The sequence below is a fragment of the Nocardia sp. NPDC058058 genome, assembly GCF_042885355.1.
Taxonomy (GTDB): Bacteria; Actinomycetota; Actinomycetes; order Mycobacteriales; family Mycobacteriaceae; genus Nocardia.
Genome location: NZ_JBHVSA010000001.1, coordinates 2509388 through 2531110, shown reverse-complemented (window position 1 = coordinate 2531110; position 21723 = coordinate 2509388). Strand labels below are relative to the sequence as shown.

Annotated in this window: 21 protein-coding genes; 15 read left to right on the top strand and 6 right to left on the bottom strand. The window is 67.5% G+C overall.

Annotated elements, in window-relative coordinates; all coding sequences use genetic code 11:
* Positions 1–29 precede the first annotated feature (29 nt).
* Complete coding sequence (gene npt, locus ACFVUS_RS11665; protein WP_387765513.1) at positions 30–704, top strand: 4'-phosphopantetheinyl transferase Npt; 675 nt, start codon at positions 30–32, stop codon at positions 702–704.
* On the top strand, positions 704–1639 hold the full coding sequence (gene truB / locus ACFVUS_RS11660) for a tRNA pseudouridine(55) synthase TruB (RefSeq protein ID WP_387764083.1): 936 nt from the start codon (positions 704–706) through the stop codon (positions 1637–1639). Before npt ends, truB begins: the two co-directional genes overlap by 1 nt.
* Positions 1640–1686: 47 nt before the next feature.
* On the opposite strand, the gene ACFVUS_RS11655 is transcribed toward truB, so the two are convergent.
* On the bottom strand, positions 1687–2271 hold the full coding sequence (locus ACFVUS_RS11655) for a TetR/AcrR family transcriptional regulator (RefSeq protein WP_387764081.1): 585 nt from the start codon (positions 2269–2271) through the stop codon (positions 1687–1689).
* A gap of 105 nt (positions 2272–2376) precedes the next feature.
* Between ACFVUS_RS11655 and ACFVUS_RS11650 the strand changes: the two genes are divergently transcribed.
* The 3 genes from ACFVUS_RS11650 to ACFVUS_RS11640 all read left to right on the top strand — a co-directional run bounded on the left by ACFVUS_RS11650 (position 2377) and on the right by ACFVUS_RS11640 (position 4615).
* Positions 2377–2802 (top strand): DUF4345 domain-containing protein, encoded by a 426-nt coding sequence (locus ACFVUS_RS11650; RefSeq protein ID WP_387764079.1) that lies wholly within the window; start codon positions 2377–2379, stop codon positions 2800–2802.
* A 103-nt stretch (positions 2803–2905) separates the two neighbouring features.
* Positions 2906–3799, top strand: coding sequence for a LysR family transcriptional regulator (locus tag ACFVUS_RS11645; RefSeq protein ID WP_387764077.1), 894 nt, complete (start codon positions 2906–2908; stop codon positions 3797–3799).
* An 81-nt stretch (positions 3800–3880) separates the two neighbouring features.
* Positions 3881–4615, top strand: coding sequence for an SDR family oxidoreductase (locus tag ACFVUS_RS11640; protein WP_387764075.1), 735 nt, complete (start codon positions 3881–3883; stop codon positions 4613–4615).
* A 21-nt stretch (positions 4616–4636) separates the two neighbouring features.
* Here ACFVUS_RS11640 and ACFVUS_RS11635 read toward each other — a convergent pair whose 3' ends face one another.
* Positions 4637–5416 (bottom strand): metal-dependent transcriptional regulator, encoded by a 780-nt coding sequence (locus tag ACFVUS_RS11635; RefSeq protein WP_387764073.1) that lies wholly within the window; start codon positions 5414–5416, stop codon positions 4637–4639.
* 167 nt (positions 5417–5583) lie between these two features.
* Between ACFVUS_RS11635 and ACFVUS_RS11630 the strand changes: the two genes are divergently transcribed.
* The 6 genes from ACFVUS_RS11630 to ACFVUS_RS11605 all read left to right on the top strand — a co-directional run bounded on the left by ACFVUS_RS11630 (position 5584) and on the right by ACFVUS_RS11605 (position 13308).
* Positions 5584–6537 carry a bifunctional riboflavin kinase/FAD synthetase gene (locus ACFVUS_RS11630; protein WP_387764071.1) on the top strand — a complete coding sequence of 318 codons (954 nt, stop codon included), beginning with the start codon at positions 5584–5586 and terminating at the stop codon, positions 6535–6537.
* Between the two features lie 126 nt (positions 6538–6663).
* On the top strand, positions 6664–6933 hold the full coding sequence (rpsO, locus tag ACFVUS_RS11625; protein ID WP_309231729.1) for a 30S ribosomal protein S15: 270 nt from the start codon (positions 6664–6666) through the stop codon (positions 6931–6933).
* A gap of 425 nt (positions 6934–7358) precedes the next feature.
* Positions 7359–9623: a polyribonucleotide nucleotidyltransferase gene (locus ACFVUS_RS11620; RefSeq protein ID WP_387764069.1), complete on the top strand. Its 2265-nt coding sequence runs from the start codon at positions 7359–7361 to the stop codon at positions 9621–9623.
* Positions 9624–9738: 115 nt separating this feature from the next.
* Positions 9739–11103, top strand: coding sequence for a M16 family metallopeptidase (locus tag ACFVUS_RS11615; RefSeq protein WP_387764067.1), 1365 nt, complete (start codon positions 9739–9741; stop codon positions 11101–11103).
* A gap of 170 nt (positions 11104–11273) precedes the next feature.
* The gene (locus tag ACFVUS_RS11610; RefSeq protein WP_387764065.1) at positions 11274–12830 is read left to right on the top strand and encodes a VWA domain-containing protein; all 1557 of its coding nucleotides are present in this window, start codon (positions 11274–11276) and stop codon (positions 12828–12830) included.
* Positions 12831–12969: 139 nt separating this feature from the next.
* Positions 12970–13308 carry a hypothetical protein gene (locus ACFVUS_RS11605; RefSeq protein ID WP_387764063.1) on the top strand — a complete coding sequence of 113 codons (339 nt, stop codon included), beginning with the start codon at positions 12970–12972 and terminating at the stop codon, positions 13306–13308.
* Between the two features lie 75 nt (positions 13309–13383).
* Here ACFVUS_RS11605 and ACFVUS_RS11600 read toward each other — a convergent pair whose 3' ends face one another.
* Together ACFVUS_RS11600 and ACFVUS_RS11595 are read right to left on the bottom strand one after the other, a co-directional pair.
* Positions 13384–13893: a GNAT family N-acetyltransferase gene (locus tag ACFVUS_RS11600; RefSeq protein WP_387764061.1), complete on the bottom strand. Its 510-nt coding sequence runs from the start codon at positions 13891–13893 to the stop codon at positions 13384–13386.
* A gap of 32 nt (positions 13894–13925) precedes the next feature.
* Positions 13926–14243, bottom strand: coding sequence for an ArsR/SmtB family transcription factor (locus ACFVUS_RS11595; protein ID WP_387764059.1), 318 nt, complete (start codon positions 14241–14243; stop codon positions 13926–13928).
* A gap of 92 nt (positions 14244–14335) precedes the next feature.
* Here ACFVUS_RS11595 and ACFVUS_RS11590 point away from each other — a divergent pair, with 92 nt between their 5' ends.
* The 3 genes from ACFVUS_RS11590 (at position 14336) to ACFVUS_RS11580 (ending at position 18048) form a co-directional block, all read left to right on the top strand.
* A complete protein-coding gene (locus ACFVUS_RS11590; protein WP_387764057.1) occupies positions 14336–15538 on the top strand; it encodes an MFS transporter in 1203 nt (400 codons plus the stop codon).
* Between the two features lie 141 nt (positions 15539–15679).
* On the top strand, positions 15680–17131 hold the full coding sequence (locus tag ACFVUS_RS11585; RefSeq protein ID WP_387764055.1) for a pentapeptide repeat-containing protein: 1452 nt from the start codon (positions 15680–15682) through the stop codon (positions 17129–17131).
* 125 nt (positions 17132–17256) lie between these two features.
* Positions 17257–18048, top strand: a complete 792-nt coding sequence (locus ACFVUS_RS11580; RefSeq protein WP_387764053.1) for a hypothetical protein — start codon at positions 17257–17259, stop codon at positions 18046–18048.
* Here ACFVUS_RS11580 and ACFVUS_RS11575 read toward each other — a convergent pair.
* Positions 18045–18701: a class I SAM-dependent methyltransferase gene (locus tag ACFVUS_RS11575; RefSeq protein ID WP_387764051.1), complete on the bottom strand. Its 657-nt coding sequence runs from the start codon at positions 18699–18701 to the stop codon at positions 18045–18047. The two genes, ACFVUS_RS11580 and ACFVUS_RS11575, sit on opposite strands and share 4 nt — an antisense overlap.
* Positions 18702–18797: 96 nt before the next feature.
* On the opposite strand from ACFVUS_RS11575, the gene ACFVUS_RS11570 reads away from it, so the two are divergent.
* The gene (locus tag ACFVUS_RS11570; protein ID WP_387764049.1) at positions 18798–19913 is read left to right on the top strand and encodes an alcohol dehydrogenase catalytic domain-containing protein; all 1116 of its coding nucleotides are present in this window, start codon (positions 18798–18800) and stop codon (positions 19911–19913) included.
* A gap of 110 nt (positions 19914–20023) precedes the next feature.
* Here the strand turns inward: ACFVUS_RS11570 and ACFVUS_RS11565 are convergent, their stop codons facing one another.
* Complete coding sequence (locus ACFVUS_RS11565; RefSeq protein WP_387764047.1) at positions 20024–21589, bottom strand: esterase-like activity of phytase family protein; 1566 nt, start codon at positions 21587–21589, stop codon at positions 20024–20026.
* Positions 21590–21723 lie beyond the last annotated feature (134 nt).

Below are 21723 nucleotides of genomic sequence, written 5' to 3'. Positions count from 1 at the left end.
GGACGGTCGCGGCGACGGAGTCGGCGCGCATTCTCGGCAGAATTCTTCCCGACGGCATCGCCGCGGCCGAACTGACGGCATACCCCGAGGACCTGAAGGCGCATCCCGCCGAGGAGCATCTGATCGCGCGGGCCGTGGAGAAGCGGCGGCGCGATTTCATCGGCGCGCGGCATTGCGCCCGGCAGGCGCTGACCCAGCTCGGTGAGCCCGCGGTCGCCATCGGCAAGGGCGAGGACGGTGGCCCGCAGTGGCCGCGCGGCGTAGTCGGCAGCATCACCCACTGCGACGGATACAAGGCGGCGGCGCTGGCGCACAAGCTGCGCTTCCGATCCGTCGGCATCGATGCCGAACCGCATGCCGCACTGCCGGACGGCGTGCTCGATTCGGTGAGCCTGGCCCCCGAACGGGACTGGCTCAAAGCCGTATTGCCCGGCACCGGACTGCATTTGGATCGACTGCTGTTCTGCGCCAAGGAGGCCACCTACAAGACGTGGCGTCCGATCACCGGTATCTGGCTGGGCTTCGAGGACGCGCACATCACCTTCACCGTCGACGAGGAATCCGAGGGGACGGGTGCGGGCACCTTCCACTCCGAATTGCTGATTCCGGGCCTCGCCACCGACGGCGGCGCACCCCTGAAGAGCTTCGACGGCCGCTGGCTGATCTCGGACGGCCTCATTCTGACCGCGATCGTGGAGGGCTGATGAGCGACAAGCGCACGCCGGTCGTCGACGCCCTCGGCGGGCTGGTGATCATCGATAAGGATCAGGGCTGGACCAGTCACGATGTGGTCGCCAAGAGCCGGGGCATATTGCGCACCAAGAAGGTCGGGCACGCGGGCACCCTGGATCCGATGGCCACCGGTGTGCTGGTGCTGGGCGTCGAGCGGGCGACCAAACTGCTCGGGCAACTGATTCTGACCACCAAGGCGTACACGGCCACGATTCGCCTCGGACAGTCCACGATCACCGATGACGCCGAGGGTGAGGTCACCGCGACCACCTCGGCCGCACATGTCACCGATGCCGAAATCGCCTCGGGCGTAGCCGAATTGACCGGTGGCATCCAGCAGGTGCCCGCGACGGTCAGCGCCATCAAGATCAATGGTGAGCGCGCCTACGCCCGTGCCCGCGCGGGGGAGGACGTCCAGCTGGCCGCCCGCCCCGTCACCGTCAGCCGCTTCGACATTCTGGCGCGTCGCGATATCGACACCGGGACAGAGCGATTCGTAGATCTCGACGTCGAGGTCGAATGCTCCTCGGGCACCTACATTCGCGCACTGGCCCGCGATCTCGGCGAAAAGCTCGGCGTCGGAGGGCATCTCACCGCATTGCGGCGCACCCGGGTCGGCCCGTTCACCCTCGAACACGCCCGCACCCTGGAGGCACTGCAAACCAATGCCACGGCCGGTGATTCGCTGCTGAGCCTCGATATCGACGAGGCCGCGCGCACCGCGTTCCCGGTCCGCGAGATCACCGATGCCCAGGCCGGTGACCTCCGCAATGGCCGTTGGCTCGATCCGGCCGGTATCCAAGGTGTCTATGCCGCAATCGATTCCACCGGTCACGCCATCGCGCTGTTGAAGGAGAGCGGTAAGCGCGCCTCCTCGGTGATGGTCATCCGCCCCGCCAATCTCTGAGCCGAATCCCGGTGCCTCGCGCCCGGGATGATCTCGGTGATCGGGCGCTACGGTGTGCGATCACCCAGCGGTTCCAGTGCCCCCAGCAGCGCGCCGACGCATACATCGCGCAGCACCGGCCGGGGGCAGGTGGGATGTTCCAGCCATTCCACGGTGAGCACCCGCACGAAGGTCAGCCAGCTCATGATCACCGCCGAGAACAATTGGCGCGGTTGACCTTCCACACCCAGTACGTCGAGCATGCGTTCGCGCAGCGCGGCCAGCTCGCCGGTGATGATGGCCTGGATGGCCGGATCGCCGATCAGCAGCCGGTTGGCCACCACGACGGTCTTGGCATTGGCCTCGAAGTAGTCGAAATGCACGTCCAGCCCCGCCGCGATCTGATCGGCCAGGGGAATGTCCGGGTCCAGGCTGGTATCGACCAGCAGCTGTTCGGCCGCCTGCTGGTACACGGCCGCGAAAAGCTCCGGCTTGCTGGGGAAGTGGCGATAGAGCAGCGCCCGTGAGATGCCCGCCGCGTTCGCGACATCCTCCATGTGCACGGTCGGGTAGTCGTGCGTGGCGAACAATCGCGCGGCGCTGTCGATGAGCTGGCGGCGGCGTTCGTCGGGGGGGAGGCGGCGGCGGGTCACCGGTACAGCTTAGTTGACGCGTGTCTACTAGCGTTCTAACCTCTTAGTAGACGCGCGTCAACTAAGCGGGAATCTTTGGGAACCAACTCGATTCGGGAGGATCGAATGACCGCAGCACTCAAATGGCTGAGCCTGCTCATGGGCTACGCCTGCGTCGCCATCGGGATTTTCCACATCGCGCTCGGCATCGACGGCATCCCGGATATGGGTTCGGACGGGGCCACCGCGGATAGCCAGACCAGATTCTTCGGCGCGATCTTCCTGGGCTACGGCCTGGTCTGGTTGCGGGCGGCGCGCCGCGACCCGGTGGACACCACCGCCATCCGCTGGCTGGCCGGAATCTTCGCGCTCGGAGCCTTCGGCCGCGCGGTCTCCATCGCGGTGCACGGCTGGCCGCACTGGTTCCAGCTGGTGCTCACCGCCATCGAGGTGGCGCTGCCGCCGGTGTGGTTCTGGCTCGCCGCCGCCGAGGATCGCCGCACGCGCACCGGCCCGGCCGCCGTACCGGGCGGGGCGCTTCCCACGCACTGAGCCGCGCGGCGGCGCGTCGAATCAGCCTGGGGGACAGCCGTGATGATCTCACCGGTAATGCGCTACCACCCTGGGCGACACCTGCGCGGCCTACAGTGCTCTGGTGGTGGAATTGCGGCAGTTGCGGTACTTCGTGGCGGTAGCGGAAGAATTGCACTTCCGCCGGGCCGCGGAGCGGCTGTTCATCTCCACCCCCACGCTGAGTCAGCAGATACGCGCCATCGAACGCGAGGTGGGCGGGCCGCTGCTGATCCGGGGCTCGCAGGGCGTCGAATTGACCGCCGCCGGTGAGGTTTTGCTGAAGACCGCGCGCGGGGTGCTCGACGCCGCGGAGGCCGCGCTGCGTGAGACTCGACTGGTCGCCGATCCCGAGCGCGCGGTATTCCGGCTCGGGGTGGTGAACGGTGCGCCGACCTGGCTGCCCGCCCGCATCGAGGCGCTGCTCAAGGCCCGGCAGCCGGGTGCGCGGGTGGTGCTCACCGGCGGGCCGAGCGCGGATCAGGTGCGATTGCTCGATCGCGAGGATGTCGATCTCGCGGTGCTGCGCATGCCGATTCGACTGCCGGAACACCTGACCAGCACCTGTATCGCCGCGGAGGAACTTGGCATCGTCATGTCCCGCGAACATCCCCTCGCGGGCCGCGACACCATCGAACCGGCGCATCTGAGCGATCAGGAATTGATCATGTTCGCCCGCGATACCGCACCGGAACTGCACGATTCCATGCTCGCCCAATTGCGCGAACGCGGTGCGGCCGTTGCCCTCAGCGACAGCGCCATGAGTCACGCGCAAATGCTGTCCCTGCTCCCGATGCGCCCGGCCGCCATCGGCCTGGGCTCGTCCCGCACCGCCTCGGCCCCCGGATTGGTCTGGCGCCCACTGCAACCGCGCCCCCTGGTGGTGAACTACGTCGCCGCCTGGCGGCCCGCCGCCCGCAATTCCGCCCTGCACACCGTCGCCGCCGCACTCACCAGCGGTATCCGATTCGCACCCTGACCGCAGCTGTTAGCCGGTCGCTAACCCGGATTCGGTGCCGCGACATGGACGCGTGCTGTCAACCCCGGTTGGCTGAAAGGCATGACACACAAGGGATTCGAGCACGAGATCGGCCGCGCGGTAGTGATCGGCGGCGGTTCGGGCATGGGCCACGCGATCGCCGACGCACTGCTGACCGCCGGAGCGGAGGTGACGATCGTCGGCCGCTCATCCGAGCGCCTCGCCGACGCGGTACGCGAGCTGGGCGACGGCAAACTGAACGCGATCGCCGCCGACGTCGCCGACGAAGAACAGGTCCAGCGCCTCTTCGACACCGTCGGCGCGGTCGACCACGTCATCACCACCGCCGGTGACACCACCGGAACCTACGGCCCCATCCAGGATTTCGACTTCGCGAACGGCCGCGGCTTCATCGAGACCAAACTGATCGGCTCCATGCTGCTCGCCAAGCACGCCCGCATCACCGCGGGCGGATCACTCACCTTCACCTCGGGAATCGCCGCCTACCGCCCCGCATCCGGCGGGGCGATGGTGGCATCGGTGAACGCGGCGCTGGAGGGCCTGGCCCGCGCCCTCGCTGTAGAACTGGCCCCCACCCGCGTCAACGCCGTCTCCCCGGGCTGGGTGCGCACCGGCATCTGGGACAAGATGCCCTGGGACGATCGCGAAGACCGCCTCCTCGCCATGGCGGAGCGACTCCCGGCGGGCCGCCTCGGCACCCCGGAAGACATTGCCCAGGCGGTACTTTCGCTGCTGCGCAACCCCTTCATCACCGGCACGGTCCTACACGTCGACGGTGGCCACCGACTGGTGTGAGATGCCCCTCGGGTGAGCGGCTCAGTTGTTCTCGTGCGTCAGCCAAATCGCTTCGGCCGCAATGCTGCCGAGGTCGATGGTGCGATCGTCCACCCGCACCGCGATGGTTCCGGCGAAGTCCCGCCGTTCCACCACCGCGATCGGCGTATCGAGGGCGATGCCGAGCGAATCGAAGTAGCGCAGCATCGCCGGATCCGAATCCGAGATGCGCGCGACCCGCCCGTTCTCACCATCGCCGAAATCGCTCAACTGCCGAGCGGGCGGGGTCGGCACCGCACCGTCCACCGAGGGGATCGGGTCGCCGTGCGGATCCCGGTCCGGGTAGCCGAGTTTGGCGTCTATCCGCAGCATGAGCGTTTCGGAGACGGCGTGCTCGAGCACTTCCGCCTCATCGTGGACTTCATCCCAGCCGTAGCCGAGTTCATTGACGAGGAATGTCTCGATGAGCCGATGCCGGCGCACCATGGCAATGGCGGCGCGGCGGCCGTCCTCGGTCAGGGTGATGGCGCCGTAGCGGGCGTGTTCCACCAATCCCTGATCGGCGAGCTTGCGGACGGCCTCGGAGACGGTCGAGGCCGACACTCCGATCCGTTCGGCCAGCAGTTTGGTCGACACCTTCTCCTGGGGCGACCATTCCTGCGCGGTCCAGATCACCTTCAAATAGTCCTGCGCGACGGAGGACAGTACCGGCGCGACACTGGTCGCGACGGCGGTGGAGGTACCGGTGGGTTCGGACGGATCGGCCAGCTCGCGGCGCGTGGCGATGTCTCGTTTTCCGGGCACGTAACCGAGCTTAGGCACAGCCGCAGTGGTTTCCCACATCGGCGCGCACGCTGGTGGACAAGGCCGTGCGGCCGAGGTTACGGGCGGCTGCGCGCGGGTGAACGGGCGATGACGAGCATGCTCGCCGCTGTGAAGATCCGCACGGCCGAATATTGTCCGAGACGCGCTTTCAGTAGGCTTCCGGTGTGCAGAGATGGCGAAGCCTCGACGAGATGCCCGCGGAGTGGGGCCGGTGCGTGCTCACGATCGGGGTGTTCGACGGCGTCCACCGCGGTCACGCCCAGCTCATCAGCCGTGCGGTGAAATCCGCTGCGGTGCGCGGTGTTCCGTCGGTCCTGATGACCTTCGACCCGCATCCGCTCGAGGTGGTGCGGCCCGGTGCGCATCCGGCGCAGCTGTCCACGCTGAACCGTCGTGCGGAGCTGGTGGAGGAACTCGGTATCGACGTCTTCCTGGTCATGCCGTTCACCAAAGATTTCATGAAGCTGACGCCCGAGGAATACGTGCAGGAGTTGCTCGTCGACAAACTGCACGTCTCGGAGGTCGTGGTCGGCGATAACTTCACCTTCGGCAAGCAGGCCGCGGGCACCGTGGACACCATGCGGGAACTGGGCGCGCGCTTCGGCTTCGAGGTCGACGGCGTGCAATTGCTCGGCGAGCACGCGGTCACCTTCTCCTCGACCTATATTCGCGCCTGCCTGTCCTCCGGCGATGTGGCCGCGGCCGCCGAAGCGCTGGGCCGCCCGCATCGGGTGGAAGGCGTGGTCGTGCACGGTGACGCCCGCGGTCGCGCGCTCGGCTTCCCGACCGCCAATGTCGCACCCGTCCCGCGCGGTGCGATTCCCGCCGACGGCGTCTACGCCGGGTGGTTCACCTCCCTGGACGATCCCGATCACGTGCGCCGCATGGCGGCCATCTCGGTGGGCACCAATCCGACCTTCGAGGACGGTCGTTCCCGCACCGTCGAGCCGCACATCCTCGATTTCGACGGTGATCTCTACGACCAGCACGTGGCGGTGGATTTCGTCGAGCAGCTGCGCGGTATGCGCAAATTCGAGTCCATCGAGGAACTGGTCGAGGCCATCGGCCGCGATGTCGACCAGGCCCGCAAAGTGCTGACCGCCCAGACCGTCGATTAGCCCCGATTAACAGTCCAGGTCAGCGGTCCGGTAACCTGATCCGCTGGGTTTGCTGCGGTCCGCGGCAGCGCCCGACCGGGCTCGCCCGGGACTTTTCGCGCGGACTGGAAATTCAGGAGCAATGCTGTGGCTTTGACCACCGAGCAGAAGAAGGCCATTCTGGCCGAGTACGGCCTGCACCCGACCGACACCGGTTCTCCGGAGGCTCAGATCGCGATGCTGTCCAAGCGCATCGCCGATCTCACCGAGCACCTGAAGGTGCACAAGCACGATCACCACACCCGCCACGGTCTGCTCGCGCTGATCGGTCGCCGTCGTCGCCTGTCGAAGTACCTGCAGGCCAACGACATCAACCGCTACCGTTCGCTGATCGAGCGTCTGGGCCTGCGTCGCTGATTTGCTGACGCATCGTCGCGCGTTCGCGCGACACAACACGACTGCCGCAGGCAGTTGACGAACCGGCCGACGGGGAGGCATAGAATCTCCTCGTTGGCCTTTCGTGCATCCGGTGAACGCTGCCGTATGCACGCCAACATGAGCCGTATGCACCCGAGCCGTGGCGTCGGTCTTCGGTAGTGGCTTTTCGGGGCGCAGCAAGAGGAGATACACCGCGCGCCGGAGGGCTTCGATCGATGACCGCCTCCGCGTCGCCGTTTCCAAGGGGAGATGGCCGGGTGTGCGTTCGAGGACCAGGAGGGTCCTCGGGCGCCCGTGCCGGGTACGGCTCGCCCCGTCAAGGGGACAAAACAGCTGGATCGCGTCCTGCCCATCGCCGGTGGCGGCGCTGGTATCCGGCGAAGACGAGAGGTTGAGAGAAGAGAATGACCGAAACATTGACCAGTTCCGCCGCCGAGGTCGAGCCCGGCGTATTCGAGTCCGTCGCGCTGATCGACAACGGCGCCTACGGCACCCGCACCATCCGTTTCGAGACCGGTCGCCTGGCCAAGCAGGCCGCCGGTTCGGTCGTCGCCTACCTGGACGACGAGACCATGCTGCTGTCGGCGACCACCGCAGGTAAGCACCCCAAGGACCAGTTCGACTTCTTCCCGCTGACGGTGGACGTCGAGGAGCGCATGTACGCCGCGGGTCGCATCCCCGGCTCGTTCTTCCGTCGCGAGGGCCGCCCCTCCACCGACGCCATCCTGACCTGCCGCCTGATCGACCGGCCGCTGCGCCCGTCCTTCGTCGACGGTCTGCGCAATGAGATCCAGGTCGTCGTGACCGTCATGTCCCTGGATCCCAAGGATCTGTACGACGTGGTGGCCATCAACGCCGCTTCGGCCTCCACTCAGCTTGCGGGCCTGCCCTTCTCGGGTCCGGTCGCCGGTGTGCGCGTGGCCCTGATCGGTGACCAGTGGGTCGCGTTCCCGACCGTCGAGCAGCTCGAGGGCGCCGTATTCGACATGGTCGTCGCGGGCCGCGTCGTCGAGGGTGACGTCGCGATCATGATGGTCGAGGCCGAGGCCACCGACAAGGTGCTCGCCCTGATCGCGGACGGCGCCACCGCGCCCACCGAAACCGTTGTGGCACAGGGCCTCGAGGCCGCCAAGCCGTTCATCGCCCGGCTGTGCAAGGCGCAGTCCGACCTCGCCGCGCTGGCCGCCAAGGAGACCGCTGAGTACCCGGTCTTCCTGCCGTACCAGTCCGATGTGTTCGAGGCCGTGCTGGGCACCGCCAAGGAGGAGCTGAACGAGGCGCTCTCCATCGCGGGCAAGCATGAGCGCGAGGACAAGATCGACGAGATCAAGCTGGCCGTGCTGTCCAGCCTGGCCGAGACCTTCGAAGGTCGCGAGAAGGAGATCGGCGCGGCGTTCCGCTCGGTCACCAAGAAGCTGGTGCGCCAGCGCATCCTGACCGACGGCTTCCGCATCGACGGTCGTGGTCTGGCCGATATCCGCGCCCTGTCCGCCGAGGTCGCGGTCGTGCCGCGCGCCCACGGTTCGGCGCTGTTCGAGCGCGGCGAGACCCAGATCCTGGGTGTCACCACCCTGGACATGGTGAAGATGGCGCAGCAGGTCGACTCGCTCGGCCCGGAGACCTCCAAGCGCTACATGCACCACTACAACTTCCCGCCGTACTCCACCGGTGAGACCGGTCGCGTGGGCTCGCCCAAGCGTCGCGAGATCGGCCACGGCGCACTCGCCGAGCGCGCCCTGATGCCGGTGCTGCCGTCGCAGGAAGAGTTCCCGTACGCCATCCGTCAGGTGTCGGAAGCGTTGTCCTCCAACGGTTCCACCTCGATGGGCTCGGTCTGCGCCTCGACCCTGTCGCTGCTGAACGCCGGTGTGCCGCTCAAGGCTCCCGTCGCCGGTATCGCCATGGGCCTGGTGTCCGACACCATCAAGAACGACAAGGGTCAGGACGAGGTCCGCTACGTCGCGCTGACCGACATCCTGGGTGCCGAGGATGCCTTCGGCGACATGGACTTCAAGGTCGCCGGTACCCCCGAGTTCGTGACGGCGCTGCAGCTGGACACCAAGCTCGACGGCATCCCGTCGCAGGTGCTGGCCGGTGCGCTGAACCAGGCTCGCGATGCCCGCATGACCATCCTGGATGTCATGGCCGAGGCCATCAACATCCCGGACGAGATGAGCCCGTACGCCCCGCGCGTCACCGCCATCAAGATCCCGGTCGACAAGATCGGCGAGGTGATCGGGCCCAAGGGCAAGGTCATCAACCAGATCACCGAGGAAACCGGCGCCAACATCTCGATCGAAGATGACGGCACCGTCTACGTCGGTGCGACCAACGGCCCCGCGGCGCAGGCGGCGATCGATCAGATCAACGCCATCGCGAACCCGCAGCTGCCGAAGGTCGGCGAGCGCTTCCTGGGCACGGTCGTCAAGACCACCGCCTTCGGCGCGTTCGTCTCGCTGCTGCCGGGCCGTGACGGCCTGGTGCACATCTCCAAGCTGGGCAACGGCAAGCGCGTGGCGAAGGTCGAGGACGTGGTGAACGTCGGCGACAAGATCCGCGTCGAGATCGCCGATATCGACAACCGCGGCAAGATCTCCCTCGTCCCGGTCGACGAGGATGCGGCGGACAGCGCGGACAGCGCTGTCGCCGAAGCCGTCGCGGCCGAGTGATTGTCGTACGTCTGACGTAAAGTGCGGTGGCCCCTTGCTCCGGATAATGGAGTGGGGGGCCACCAATCTTTGAACTACACAAGCTCTTCGAGGCACGAACCGCGGGTTGGGAAGCATGGGTCGGAAGAAGGACACTCCACTGTCGGCTAAGAGTTCTGCACTGGTCCGCTCCACCAACGAGGTGCCGTACGCCGATACCGGTGTGCGCCGGACGGTCCTGCCCGGTGGGCTACGGGTCGTCACCGAACATGTGCCCGGCGTGCGTTCGGCCTCCATCGGCGTATGGGTCGGCGTCGGCTCCCGCGATGAGGGCTCCACGGTCGCCGGCGCGGCGCATTTCCTGGAGCATCTGCTCTTCAAGGCGACGCCCACCCGGTCCGCGCTCGATATCGCACAGGCCATGGATGCCGTTGGCGGAGAACTGAATGCGTTCACCGCCAAGGAACAGACCTGCTACTACGCGCATGTGCTGGACGAGGATCTGCCCATGGCGGTGGACCTGGTCTCCGATGTCGTGCTGAACGGGCTGTGCCGGGCCGAGGATGTCGCGGTCGAACGGCAGGTCGTGCTCGAAGAGATCTTCATGCGCGATGACGATCCCGAGGATATGGTCGGCGATGCCTTCCTGACCGCGCTGTTCGGCGATCATCCGATCGGCCGCCCGGTGATCGGCAGCGTCGAGACCATCGAGGGGATGAACGCGCCGCAGCTGCGCTCGTTCCATCAGCGCCGGTACCGCCCGGACCGCATGGTGGTCGCGGTGGCTGGCAATATCGAACACGAGCACACCGTGGAATTGGTGCATCGTGCCTTCGCCAACCGGCTCGATCCGGCCTGCGCACCCGCACCGCGCCGCGAGGGCAAGTTCCGGCCCCGCGCGACCCCCGAACTCATGCGCATCTATCGCGAGAGCGAACAGGCGCACCTGGTGTTCGGCACCCGCGCCTTCGGCCGCCACGAGGGTGATAAGCGCTGGCCGCTGTCCATCCTCAACACCGTGCTCGGCGGCGGCCTGAGTTCGCGCCTGTTCCAGCGTATTCGGGAAGAACGCGGCCTGGCCTACTCGGTGTACTCCAGCGTCGACACCTTCGCCGATACCGGCGCGTTCTCGGTCTATCTCGGCTGCCAGCCCGAAAACCTCGGCCAGGTCACGAGTCTGGCCCGCGGCGTGCTGGAAGAGGTTGCCGCCGAAGGCATCACCGACGCCGAATGCGCCCGCGCCAAGGGCTCGCTGCGCGGCGGCCTGGTGCTGGGCCTGGAGGACTCCGGCTCCCGCATGAACCGCATCGGCCGCAGCGAACTCAGCTACGGCAACCACCGCAGCGTCTCCGAAACCCTGGCCCGCATAGACGAAGTCACCACCGACGAGGTCTCCCGCATAGCCGCCAAACTCCTGTCCCGCCCCTTCGCCGCCTCGGTAGCGGGCCCCTACCGCCGCACCCGCGACCTCCCCGCCCCGGTCCGCCGCCTGGTGGACTGAGCAGCAAAGTTCCACGCGCGACGGCTACTTCGTCATCCCGGCATGTTTTTGGCCGGGATCCACGCTCGGCCGGGTCCAGCGACGTCGTGGATCCCGGCCAAAAGCGCGCCGGGATGACGAGAAGGTGAGGTCGGCTGCCCGGACGGCCGATTTGCGGCAGACTGGCTCGGGTGACGACTCTCAGCAAAGGGGCCAATGTCCCCGTGGCCGCCAATGCCGTTCGAGCCGTGCTGGCGTGGTCGGGGGGACCCGGGGTGCCCGCCGTTGATGCTTCCGCGCTATTGCTCACCGCTGCGGGGAAGGTGCGCAACGATGTGGATTTCGTGTTCTACAACCAGCCGGGGCATCCCAGCGGCGCGGTGCGGCATCTCGGTAAGCGCGGGGATTTCGATGCGCTGGAAGTGAATTTGGCCGGGGTACAGCCGGATATCGAGCGAATCGCACTGTGTGCGTCGGCCGATGGCGGGACCTTCGGGCAGGTGCCGGGGCTGCATCTGCGGGTGGTGGACGCCGCTACCGAGGCCGAGATCGCGCGCTTCGATATCGCTGCCGGACCCGAGACCGCCATGCTGTGCGGGGAGTTGTATCGGCGAAGCGGGGCCTGGAAGTTCCGGGCCGTCGGGCAGGGGTGGTCCAGCGGATTGGCCGGACTGGCAACGGATTTCGGGATCACCGTGGACGATGACGCGTCAGCGCAGCCCGCGCCCGCGCCGTACTCACCGCAACCTGCCGCTTACGCTCCGCCGCCCGCGCCGCAGTCTCCCGCGTACGCTCCGCCGCCCGTGCCGCAGGGATCGCAGATGCCGCCCCCGCCGTCGTATCCGGGTGCGCCGCAACCCGCTTCGTATACGCCGCCGCCTGCGGCCCATCAGCCTCCGGCGTACCAGCCGCCCCCGCCTCCGGGATATCAGCCCGCGCCGCAGCAGTTCGCGCAGCCGGGTGGTCAGCCCGCGATTCGGCTGACCAAGGGGGAGGAGCAGCTGCCGGTCGATATGCGGAAGCGGTTGTCGCTGCGCAAGGAACAGGTCGCGGTGAGCCTGGCCAAGCATGGCGTGCAGCATTTGAACGCGCGGGTGATCCTGGTGCTGGACGCCTCCGGGTCGATGACGCCGCTGTACGACAAGCAGCTGGTGCACCGCGTGGTGGAGCGGATGGCGGCGGTCGCCGCGCAGCTCGACGACAATGGCGCGATGCAGGCGTGGACGTTCGCGAGCAATCCGGCGCGGCTGCCCGATCTCACCATTGCCGATATGCCGCAGTGGATTTCGCTGCATGTGCGCTGCGGTCAGCTCTCGCTGTTCGGTGGTCGCAAGCGCGGCCGCGATCTGCAACCCGGTCAGGTCGATATGAAAGCCGTCGGCATTCAGAACGAGGAGCAGAAGGTCATCGCGGAGGTGCGCAACTATGTGCGCGCCACCCCGCAGCACGGGCCGACGCTGGTGCTGTTCTTCTCCGACGGCGGCGTCTACAAGAACCGCGAGATCGAGCAGGAATTGCGGGCCGCGGTCGAAGAGCCGATCTTCTGGCAGTTCGTCGGCCTGGGCACCCGCTCGGGATACGGCGTGCTGGAGCGCCTGGACACCATGGCGGGCCGCCGCGTCGACAATGTCGGCTTCTTCGCCGTCGACGATATCGACCAGATCACCGATCCCGAACTCTACGATCGCCTGCTCACCGAGTTCCCGGCGTGGATCAACGCGGCCACCGGAGCGGGCATTCTGCGCTGAAAACCCGCCGCCGCGTAGGCAACTCGCGGCGGTGCGGGACTCGTGTGCCCGGAAACGAGTGGTCCGCTACTCAGGCCGTACGGTCCGTATGGGAGCAGGCTGGGCACATGGTGACCTGACGGCTCGAAAGGGGGACACCATGTTCCGATCGAGTGGACCGGTATCCGATATCCCGGCGGTGCTCTCGCTGCTCGGCGCGCTGCGCGAGCGCACCTCCATGACGGAGCTGGAGCGCTTCGTCTGGCTCGCCGACGCGGACGGCGAGCAGCAGGCGCGCGCTGCCGAACTCCTGGTCTGGGTGTCCCGCGGCGCACAGCTGGAGCGGGTGCGCCGCATCATGTACGAGCACCCCGACGCCCGCGTCCGCCTGGCCGCCATCGACGCCTGCGTCTTCGCCTCCGGCGATGACCCGCGCATGCTCGGCGGCCTCCGCGAACTGGCCCGCGTCCAGGAGTGCCTGGCGGCGCGGCCGGCCTGACCGCACCGCCGCGAACTCCGAAGTGTCGTGCAGTCGCCCGTCACGGCCTCCGCACCGTCACGGAACTACGCACCCTCAGAGGTCGCGTCGCATGACCGTGCGCGGCCAGCGGTCCAGGCCGTGTTCGGCTTCGCGCGCCCGGATCTTGCGCAGTCCGGGCGTCAGCTCGGCGTCGTCCACGATGTGGAAGCCCAGGCGCTCGTAATACGGTGCGTTCCAAGGCACTTCGGTGAATGTGGTGAGCGTGAGCGCGGTCAGCCCCTGGGCACGGGCGTGGTCGGCGGCCCGGTCGATCAGTGTCGCGCCGATGCCGCGCCGCGCGGCCTGCGGATGCACCGAGAGCTGGTCGATATGTTCGGTGCCGTCGACTTCCTCGCTGATCAGGTAGGCGATCGGGGTGTCGCCGTCATCGTCGACGGCGACCCAGGCCCGCCCGTCGCGGCGATATTCGTCGAGTACTTCTATCGAGGGCGGGGCGTCATCGGCGATCTCGATCATGCCCACGGTCCGGAAGGGTTCTCCGGCCGCGTCTTCGATGTCCTGCAGGATCGGGAGGTCGTCGGTCGTGGCCGCACGAATGCGCATCCGCCGACGCTAGCGCACGGGGGCGTTCCGGGTCACTCGGTTAGCCGGTTCGCCGCCCCGATGACGGCGTCGAGGAGTCCGGGCAGGGCGGTTTCGATATCGCCGGTGCGCAGTCGCTGACAGGTCTGCCCGTCGACGGTGAGCCGTTCGGTGAGCCCGGCCTCGCGCAGGATCTTGAAATGGTGTGCGGCGGTGGACTTGCTGACCACCTCGTAGAGCGCGCTGCAGCGCACGGGTTCGCCGCCGGCATTGCCGAGGCGGCGCAGCATTTCGAGGCGTACCGGGTCCTGTAGCGCGCCCAGCACCGTGGGCAGCGGCGCCACGGGGAGCTTCGCGTCGGTCTCGGTCATGAGCTACCTCACTCGATAAGTGGTTTGACGTTCATCGAACCAGGAGTAGGGTCAAGTTCGATAAGAATCAAACTTACCTGATGGAGGGCTCGATGGCAGCGGTAGTGACGGTTGCGACTCGAGCCGAACAGGGCAACCAGAAATGGGCCTACGCGCTCGTCCTCGCGGCCAGCGGCGTAGCGCTCGGCGTTTCGGGAGCGCCCGCACCGCTCTACGGCATGTATCAGCAGGCCTGGAATTTCTCGCCGCTGACCACCACCTTCGTCTTCGCCGTCTACGCGGTCGCGGCCCTGGTCGCGGTGCTGGTGTCCGGTCGCATCTCCGATGTGGTCGGCCGAAAGCCGGTGCTGCTCGGTGCTTTCGGCATCATGATCGCGGGCCTGGTGGTCTTCCTGTTCGCCGACAATGTGGCCATGCTGCTGGTGGCGCGTGCCCTGCACGGTTTCGCGGTCGGCGCGACCGTCGTGGCCGGTGCGGCGGCGCTGCTGGATATGCGGCCCAAAGAGGGTGCGCGCTCCGGGCAGCTGTCCGGTGTCGCATTCAATGTCGGTATGGCGGTGGCGATTCTGGGCTCCGCGCTGCTGGCGCAGTACGCCCCGCATCCGCTGCGCACCCCGTATGTCGTGATCACCCTGGCCTGCCTCGCCATCGGCGCGGGCGTGCTGGCCCTGCGCGAACCGCATACCGCGCGCACCGCCGGACGCATCACCATCGCCAAGCCCGCTGTGCCGCAGGAGATTCGAAGCGACTTCTGGTTCTCCGCGCTCGGTGTGATGGCGGCCTGGTCGGTACTGGGCGTGCTGCTCTCGCTGTACCCGTCACTGGCCTCGGCCAAGACCGGCATCCACAATCTCGTATTCGGCGGCGCGGTGGTGGCGTCCACGGCCACCGCCGGTGCGGCCGCGCAGTACTTCGCCACCAATATCACCGCCCGGCGCGCCGCGATCATCGGCGATATCGGTATGGCAGTCACCCTGCTGCTCACCATTCCGGCCTTGGCCACCCACAACTGGGTGCTGGTGCTGGTGGCCGGTTTCGCCCTCGGCGCGACCTTCGGCCTGGGCTTCGGCGGTTCACTGCGGCACCTGTCCAATGTGGTGCCCCAGCACAAGCGCGGCGAGACCATGTCCGCCTACTACCTGCTCGCCTACACCGCCATGGCCCTGCCGACCGTGGTCGCGGGCTGGGCCGCCACCACCTGGGGCCTGACCACCGTCTTCCCCTGGTTCGTCGTCGCGGTATCGCTGGCCTGCCTGGGTGCCGCGGGACTGGGTCTGCGGCGGCAGGCCGCCTGATTCGTCAGCGCCCGAACATCTCTCGGCCCGCCCGGCGACCTGCCGGGCGGGCCGACCCGTGTCACGGCCGAAATCGCTTGCCGCGGAGTGGGAATCCACACACCCCGCGCGGCGCGGGAGCCGGATCGTTATCCTTCCGCTATGCGACGGTGGGGTTGGTTCGGCGGGATGCTGAACCGGACAGTTCATCGGTCGGCGCTCTTGCTCTCGGTGTTGATCGCGGTGGCCGGTGGTCTGGCCATCGGTGCGTTCACCTGGTGGATGTTGTGGCTGGCCCTGGGTGCGAAGGCGGAGACGCCGAATCAGCTGGATCTGACCAAGATCGCGCTCAGTATCACCGCGGGCGTCGGCGCGGCGGTGGCGCTGGTCGTCGCTTACCGGCGGCAACGCGATCTGGAGCGCGGCCGGTTCGCGGAATTATTCGGTGCGGCGGCCTCGCAGCTCGGCAATTCCGATGTGGCGGTGCGCATTGCGGGCGTGTACGCGCTGGCGGGCGTCGCCGACGAGTTCTCGGTGCGTGGTCGGCGGCAGCAGTGCATCGATGTGCTGTGCGGATATCTGCGACTGCCGTACGCGCCGGATGAGGGCGCGAGTCATCTGGTCTCCAAATCCCAGCGCATCGAGGATTCCGGGACGGCGGTGGAACGCGTCTACAACTACCGGCAGAACGACCGGCAGGTACGCGAGACCATCGTCCGGGTGATCGCCGAACGACTGCGGCGCTCGGCCGATGTCTCCTGGTCCGCCTCGGATTTCGATTTCTCCGACGCGGTATTCGAGAACGCGGACTTCCGGGGTGCGATCTTCGCCGGTCACAGCACCCGCTTCACCAATGCCTCCTTCACCGGCGGTCGCGACACCACCTTCGAGGGCGCGTCGTTCCTCGGGCGGCGAGTGACCTTCCGCGGGGCCATGTTCCGGGGCGGCAGCACCTCCTTCGAACATGTGAATTTCAAGCACAACCGGGTCGGCCGGGCCGACCGCAAGAGTTCGGGAACCACCTTCGTGGACGCCACCTTCGGCGGTCCGGTGAACTTCGACTACGCCGTATTCGGCGGCGCGCGAACGGCATTCGACCGCGCCACCTTCGCCGGTGAGCGCGGCGGCTTCGCCAACGCCAAATTCACCGCCCAGCTCACCAGTTTCGAGCGCACCGTGTTCGACGGTGACCGGGTGACCTTCACCGGGGCCGAATTCACCGGCGCCCGAGTGGTTTTCACCGCCGCCCGGTTCTACGCCGAGACCACCGCGTTCGACTGCGCGAATCTGGGCACCGCGACCCGCTGGGGTTCGGGCCGCACCGAGGAGATCACCTTCGCCCGCGCCGAGTACCACGGCAAGGTGTCTTTCGCCGACGCCGTTTTCGGCGGCCGCCTGATCACCTTCAACGGCGGAGACTTCTTCGGCGATATCAACTTCCGGCGCGCCTCGTTCGACGCCCGCGAGATCTGCTTCGAACGTCCGAAGGCCTGGGTCGGTGTGCACTTCGACTGGCAGGGCAGTTCGGCCGCCAAACCCGCGAATATCCGCCCGGAACAGTGGCCCCCGATTCCGGCGGACAAGTCCGAGAAGGCCGAGGAACTCACGAGTTAGCCGCCCCGTCATCCCGGCGTGCTTCCGGCCGGGATGCACGCCTCGGTGTGAGCGACGGATCTGTCGGATTGCTCTCGTATTGTGGCGTGCGATAGTTTGCGAGGGTACCGATCTAGGGGATTGTGGTGGGGACGCTGGGTGTGGACTGGGCCGATGTGGGGCGGGCGGCCGCGCTGTTGTTCGCGGCCGCGGTAGTCGGATTCTTCGCCATCGCTTCGGAGCGCGAGGCCGGACGCTCCTGGAATCCGGCGGCACGCGGTAAACGCTGGCTGGTCGTGCTCACCGTCGCACTCGGCGGATTCGGCTGGCTCGCAATGGCTTCGGCGGCGTCCCTGGTCCCGTCGGCGCTGTTCGGCGACACCGTCGCGGGCACCGCGCTGCCCGAAGCCCCCGACCTGGTTCAGGCGGGCATCCCCACCAGTACCGCCAATCCGAAACCCGCGGCCCCGGATCCGCTGTCACTGCTGAATCCCGGTGACTGCGTTGAGGTTCCGATGGAGGCCGCCACCGATGCCGATGGCGGCCCCACCTGGAAACCCGGTAGTCCCGCGCCCGCGGACTGCAGTACCTTCGACGCGAATTACCGGGTCCTGCAAACCGGTCCGGCCCCCTGCGCCGGACCGCTCTACAAGCTCGAGACCAGCCGTAAGGACCGCGCGGGCAAACAGCTCTATCACCTGTGCCTGGCGTTCGACTGGCGGGCTGGATTCTGTTACGACACAGAACATATGGATGAGCCGGCCAAGGTGGACTGCGCCACCCCGGGTGAGCACATAGTGCAGGCCACCGCCGTCTTCGAAAACACCACCGACGGTTCCGGCTGCCCCCGTGACGGTAACGGCGCGGTCTGGGTGGTGTGGGACAAACGCCAGATGACGGTGTGTTTCCGCGGTGGCGACAAACCCGGTGTGCGCTAGGCGCGCCGTCCCACGGTGATGACGTCGGGAACCAGCCAGGACGGGATCGGCCGGTCGATTTTTCGCTGATCGACGACCCGGAAACCCGCGTCCTCCAGCAGCTTCCGGGTCTCCCGGGGCGAGGGCGCGTGCGCCGGGAAGAGCGGGCTGCGCGTCAACCGCTGAATCGGCCGCGCGGTCGGCGCGGAGGGATGCATGGTCGCTATGGCCACCAGCCCGCCGGGGGCCAGCACACGCTGGAACTCGCGCAGCGCCACCGGATGGTCGAAGAAATGGAACGCGCTGGTGGAGACCACCGCATCCAATTCACCATCGTCGAGCGGCAGGTGTTCGGCGGCCGAATGCTCCCACCGCACCTCGCTGGACCGGGCGCGGGCCTGGGCCAGCATGCCGGTGGAGGCGTCCACCCCGTACACCACCTCCGGCCGTAGCTCCCGGGCGATGCGGGTGGTGAGAATGCCGGTGCCGCAACCGATATCGGCGATCCGACGGGATTTGGCCGCGCGCAGTTCCTTGATCATCTGATCCTGCGGCGGTTTGTAGACGGCCTGCTGTAGCGCCGCGGTGTCGTAGGCGCGGGCGACGTTTCCGAAGAATCCGGTCACCAGTTGATTGAGGGCGCGGTTGCCGGTGGTGAGGGAAGTGCTGGGCATATGTGCTCCTATCCGACTCCATCGAAGCAGATTTCCAACTGTCTGGGAAGGTTGTACTTCCGGTTCGGTGCCAGCCGGTGGAGTAGCGTCGGGCGCATGAGGATTCGTGGAGCTGTCCTGGAACGAATCGGGGCGCAGGCTCCGTTCGCCGAGTCGAAACCGATCACCGTCAGCGAACTCGACCTGGGTGAACCCGGGCCCGGCGAGCTGCTGGTGCGCATCGAGGCGGCCGGACTGTGCCACTCGGATCTGTCGGTGGTGGACGGGAATCGGGTGCGCCCGGTACCCATGCTGCTCGGGCACGAGGCCGCCGGACGGGTCGAGGCGGTCGGTCCCGGTGAGAGCGATATCGCGGTCGGGCAGCGCGTGGTCATGACCTTCCTGCCGCGCTGCGGGGAATGCGCGGGCTGCGCCACCGAGGGCCGCACGCCATGCCTGCCGGGCAGTATGGCCAACAATGCCGGTGAGCTCATGAACGGCGGACGGCGACTGCTGCGCGACGGTCAGGAGGTGCACCACCATCTGGGCGTGTCGGCCTTCGCCACGCACGCGGTGGTGGACCGGCATTCGGTCGTCCCGGTGGAGGACGACGTCCCGGCGGACGTGGCGGCCGTCCTCGGTTGCGCGGTGCTGACCGGCGGTGGGGCACTGTTGAATTCGGCCAAGCCCGGTCCGGCCGATCGCATCATGGTGGTGGGCCTGGGCGGTGTCGGCATGGCCGCGGTGCTGGTGGCCGCTGCCATCCGCGAGGGCACCGGCCGCGACGTGATCGCGGTCGACACCGTGCCGGAGAAGTTGAAGATCGCCATGGAATTGGGCGCGACCGCGTCCTACACCCCGGCGGAGTTGGCCGAGCAGGGCATTCAGGCCGAGGTCGTGATCGAGGCGGCGGGCAATATCCGCGCCTTCGAGACCGCGGTGGCCGCGACAGCCGTCGGCGGCACCACCGTGACGGTCGGGTTGCCCGCGCCCGAGGCGATGGCGAGCATTTCCCCGCTGGGCCTGGTCGCCCAGGGCCGCTCCATCATCGGCAGCTACCTGGGTTCCGCGGTTCCGGCGCGGGATATCCCGGAGTACGTCCGCATGTGGCGCGAGGGCAAGCTGCCGGTGGAGCGCCTGGTCTCCTCGCGCATCACCCTGGACGACATCAACACCGGCATGGACGAACTCGCCGCCGGTCACGCCCTGCGCCAGGTCGTCATCTTCGACTGAATCCCCCGTCATCCCGGCGCGCTTCTTGGCCGGGATCCACACCTGTTGTGCCGCAACAGATTGTGTGGATCCCGGCCAAAAGCATGCCGGGATGACGAAGGGGTGCGCTGCTACTTGACCGTCAGGTTGATCGTCTTGGTCTGCGTCTTCGCGGGCAGCTTGGTGGTGTCCACCGCGAGGATCTCGCCGCTGTCCTGCACGCCATTCGGCAGGATCTTGGCCTTGAGCCCGAACGGCGGCTGATCGCCGGTCGCGCCCTCGACGCCGAAGTCGCTGTCATCGGAGATGTAGAGCGTCTTGCCGCCGTCGGTGGTGGCCACACCCTCGACCTTGTCGTGGCCGAAGAACTTGCCGTCCGGGTTCAGCCCGTCCAGCAGTCCGCCCAGATCCAGGTTCGACTTCTTGGCGACCGCGGTGATACCGGCCTTCTGCAGGGCGGCCACGCCGTCGGCGGTGCTCACGGTGCCGACGTAGACCTCGATCGGCTTACCGTCGATGAGCAGACCCTTCTCCGGATCGTACTGCGCGCCCGCGACTTTGGACTGCGGGCCGACATCGGTGGCATTGCTGATATCGATGGTCCACAGCTTCTTGTTGGCCTTGGGCGCCTTGTTGCCGTCGCGCTCGTCGACCACGAAGGTGGTGGCGCTCAGCGCGGTGATCTCGGAGACCGCGAGCTTCTCCTTCGGGTTCTCCAGCGGGTAGATGAATTCCTTGGTGGCCTTGGTCTTGAGGTCCACGGTGACGATGCGGGTCATCGGCACCTCACGCGCGTTGCCCACACCCGGCTGATTGAGCGCGGACTGGATGATGCCCACCAGGGTGCTGCCGTCGGGGGTGATGGTCAGCCCCTCCATGCCCTGATTCGGGGTGCGCAGCGAAAGTTCCTTGGGCAGACCGCGTCCCGGCGCGAGGCGCTCGAGTTCGGTGCCCTTGGCGTCGAAATGCACCATGAACGGGCCGTATTCGTCCGAGACCCAGAAGGTGCCGTCGGGCAGGGCGACCAGGCCCTCGCTGTCGATACCGTGATCGGTGGGCGGCAGCACATTGCCCGCGAGATCCTTGATGGTCTCACCGGTAGTGGCCGAGGTGTCGACCAGGCCGTTGAACGGCTGACCGGCCGGATTCTTCAGTGCGATGGTGGATTCCACCACCGCGCGGGTGCCGACCATCTTGAACTTGGCGATCGAGGGCGTGAAATCCGGTACCGCGACCAGCTTTTCGTTCTTACCCTTGCCGTCCACGTTCGGGCCGCGGTCGGTCAGGCCGTAGAACTCGTCCTTGGAACCCGGGACCGGCGCGAACGAGGAGCCGAAACCGCTGCCCTGCACCGTGATTCCGCCGAAGGTGCCCAGCGGCTTGATATCGGTGGTGTACAGCTTGACCGCATCGGTGGTGGTGACGGTGATGCTGTCCGAACCGGTGTATCCGGCGGCGGGGGTGTACATCACCGAACCGTCGACATTGCGGGTGATCTTGCCGTGCTGCGGGTCCGCGATGGCCACCGCCGCGGTCCCGCCGGTCTTGGCCAGGAAGTCATCGAGCGAGATGACCAGCGGCTGGTCCTTGGTCGCGGTGAAGTCGGCGCCCGAGTCCGAGGAGGAGCAGGCGGCCAGGGCAGCGGCGCACACGGCGACGGCGACGAGCGCGCTGGGGGTACTACGGCGAATTCTCACAGGCGATGCCTACCGGGCGTATTCGACGGCCGGTTGGCCGGAAGCTGAACAGTTGCCCTCGTGGCCGCGCGACGGTGGGACGGGCGGGCCGTGCCGGGTGTGCCGGATCGCATACGCCCACGGTAACGGGGGTT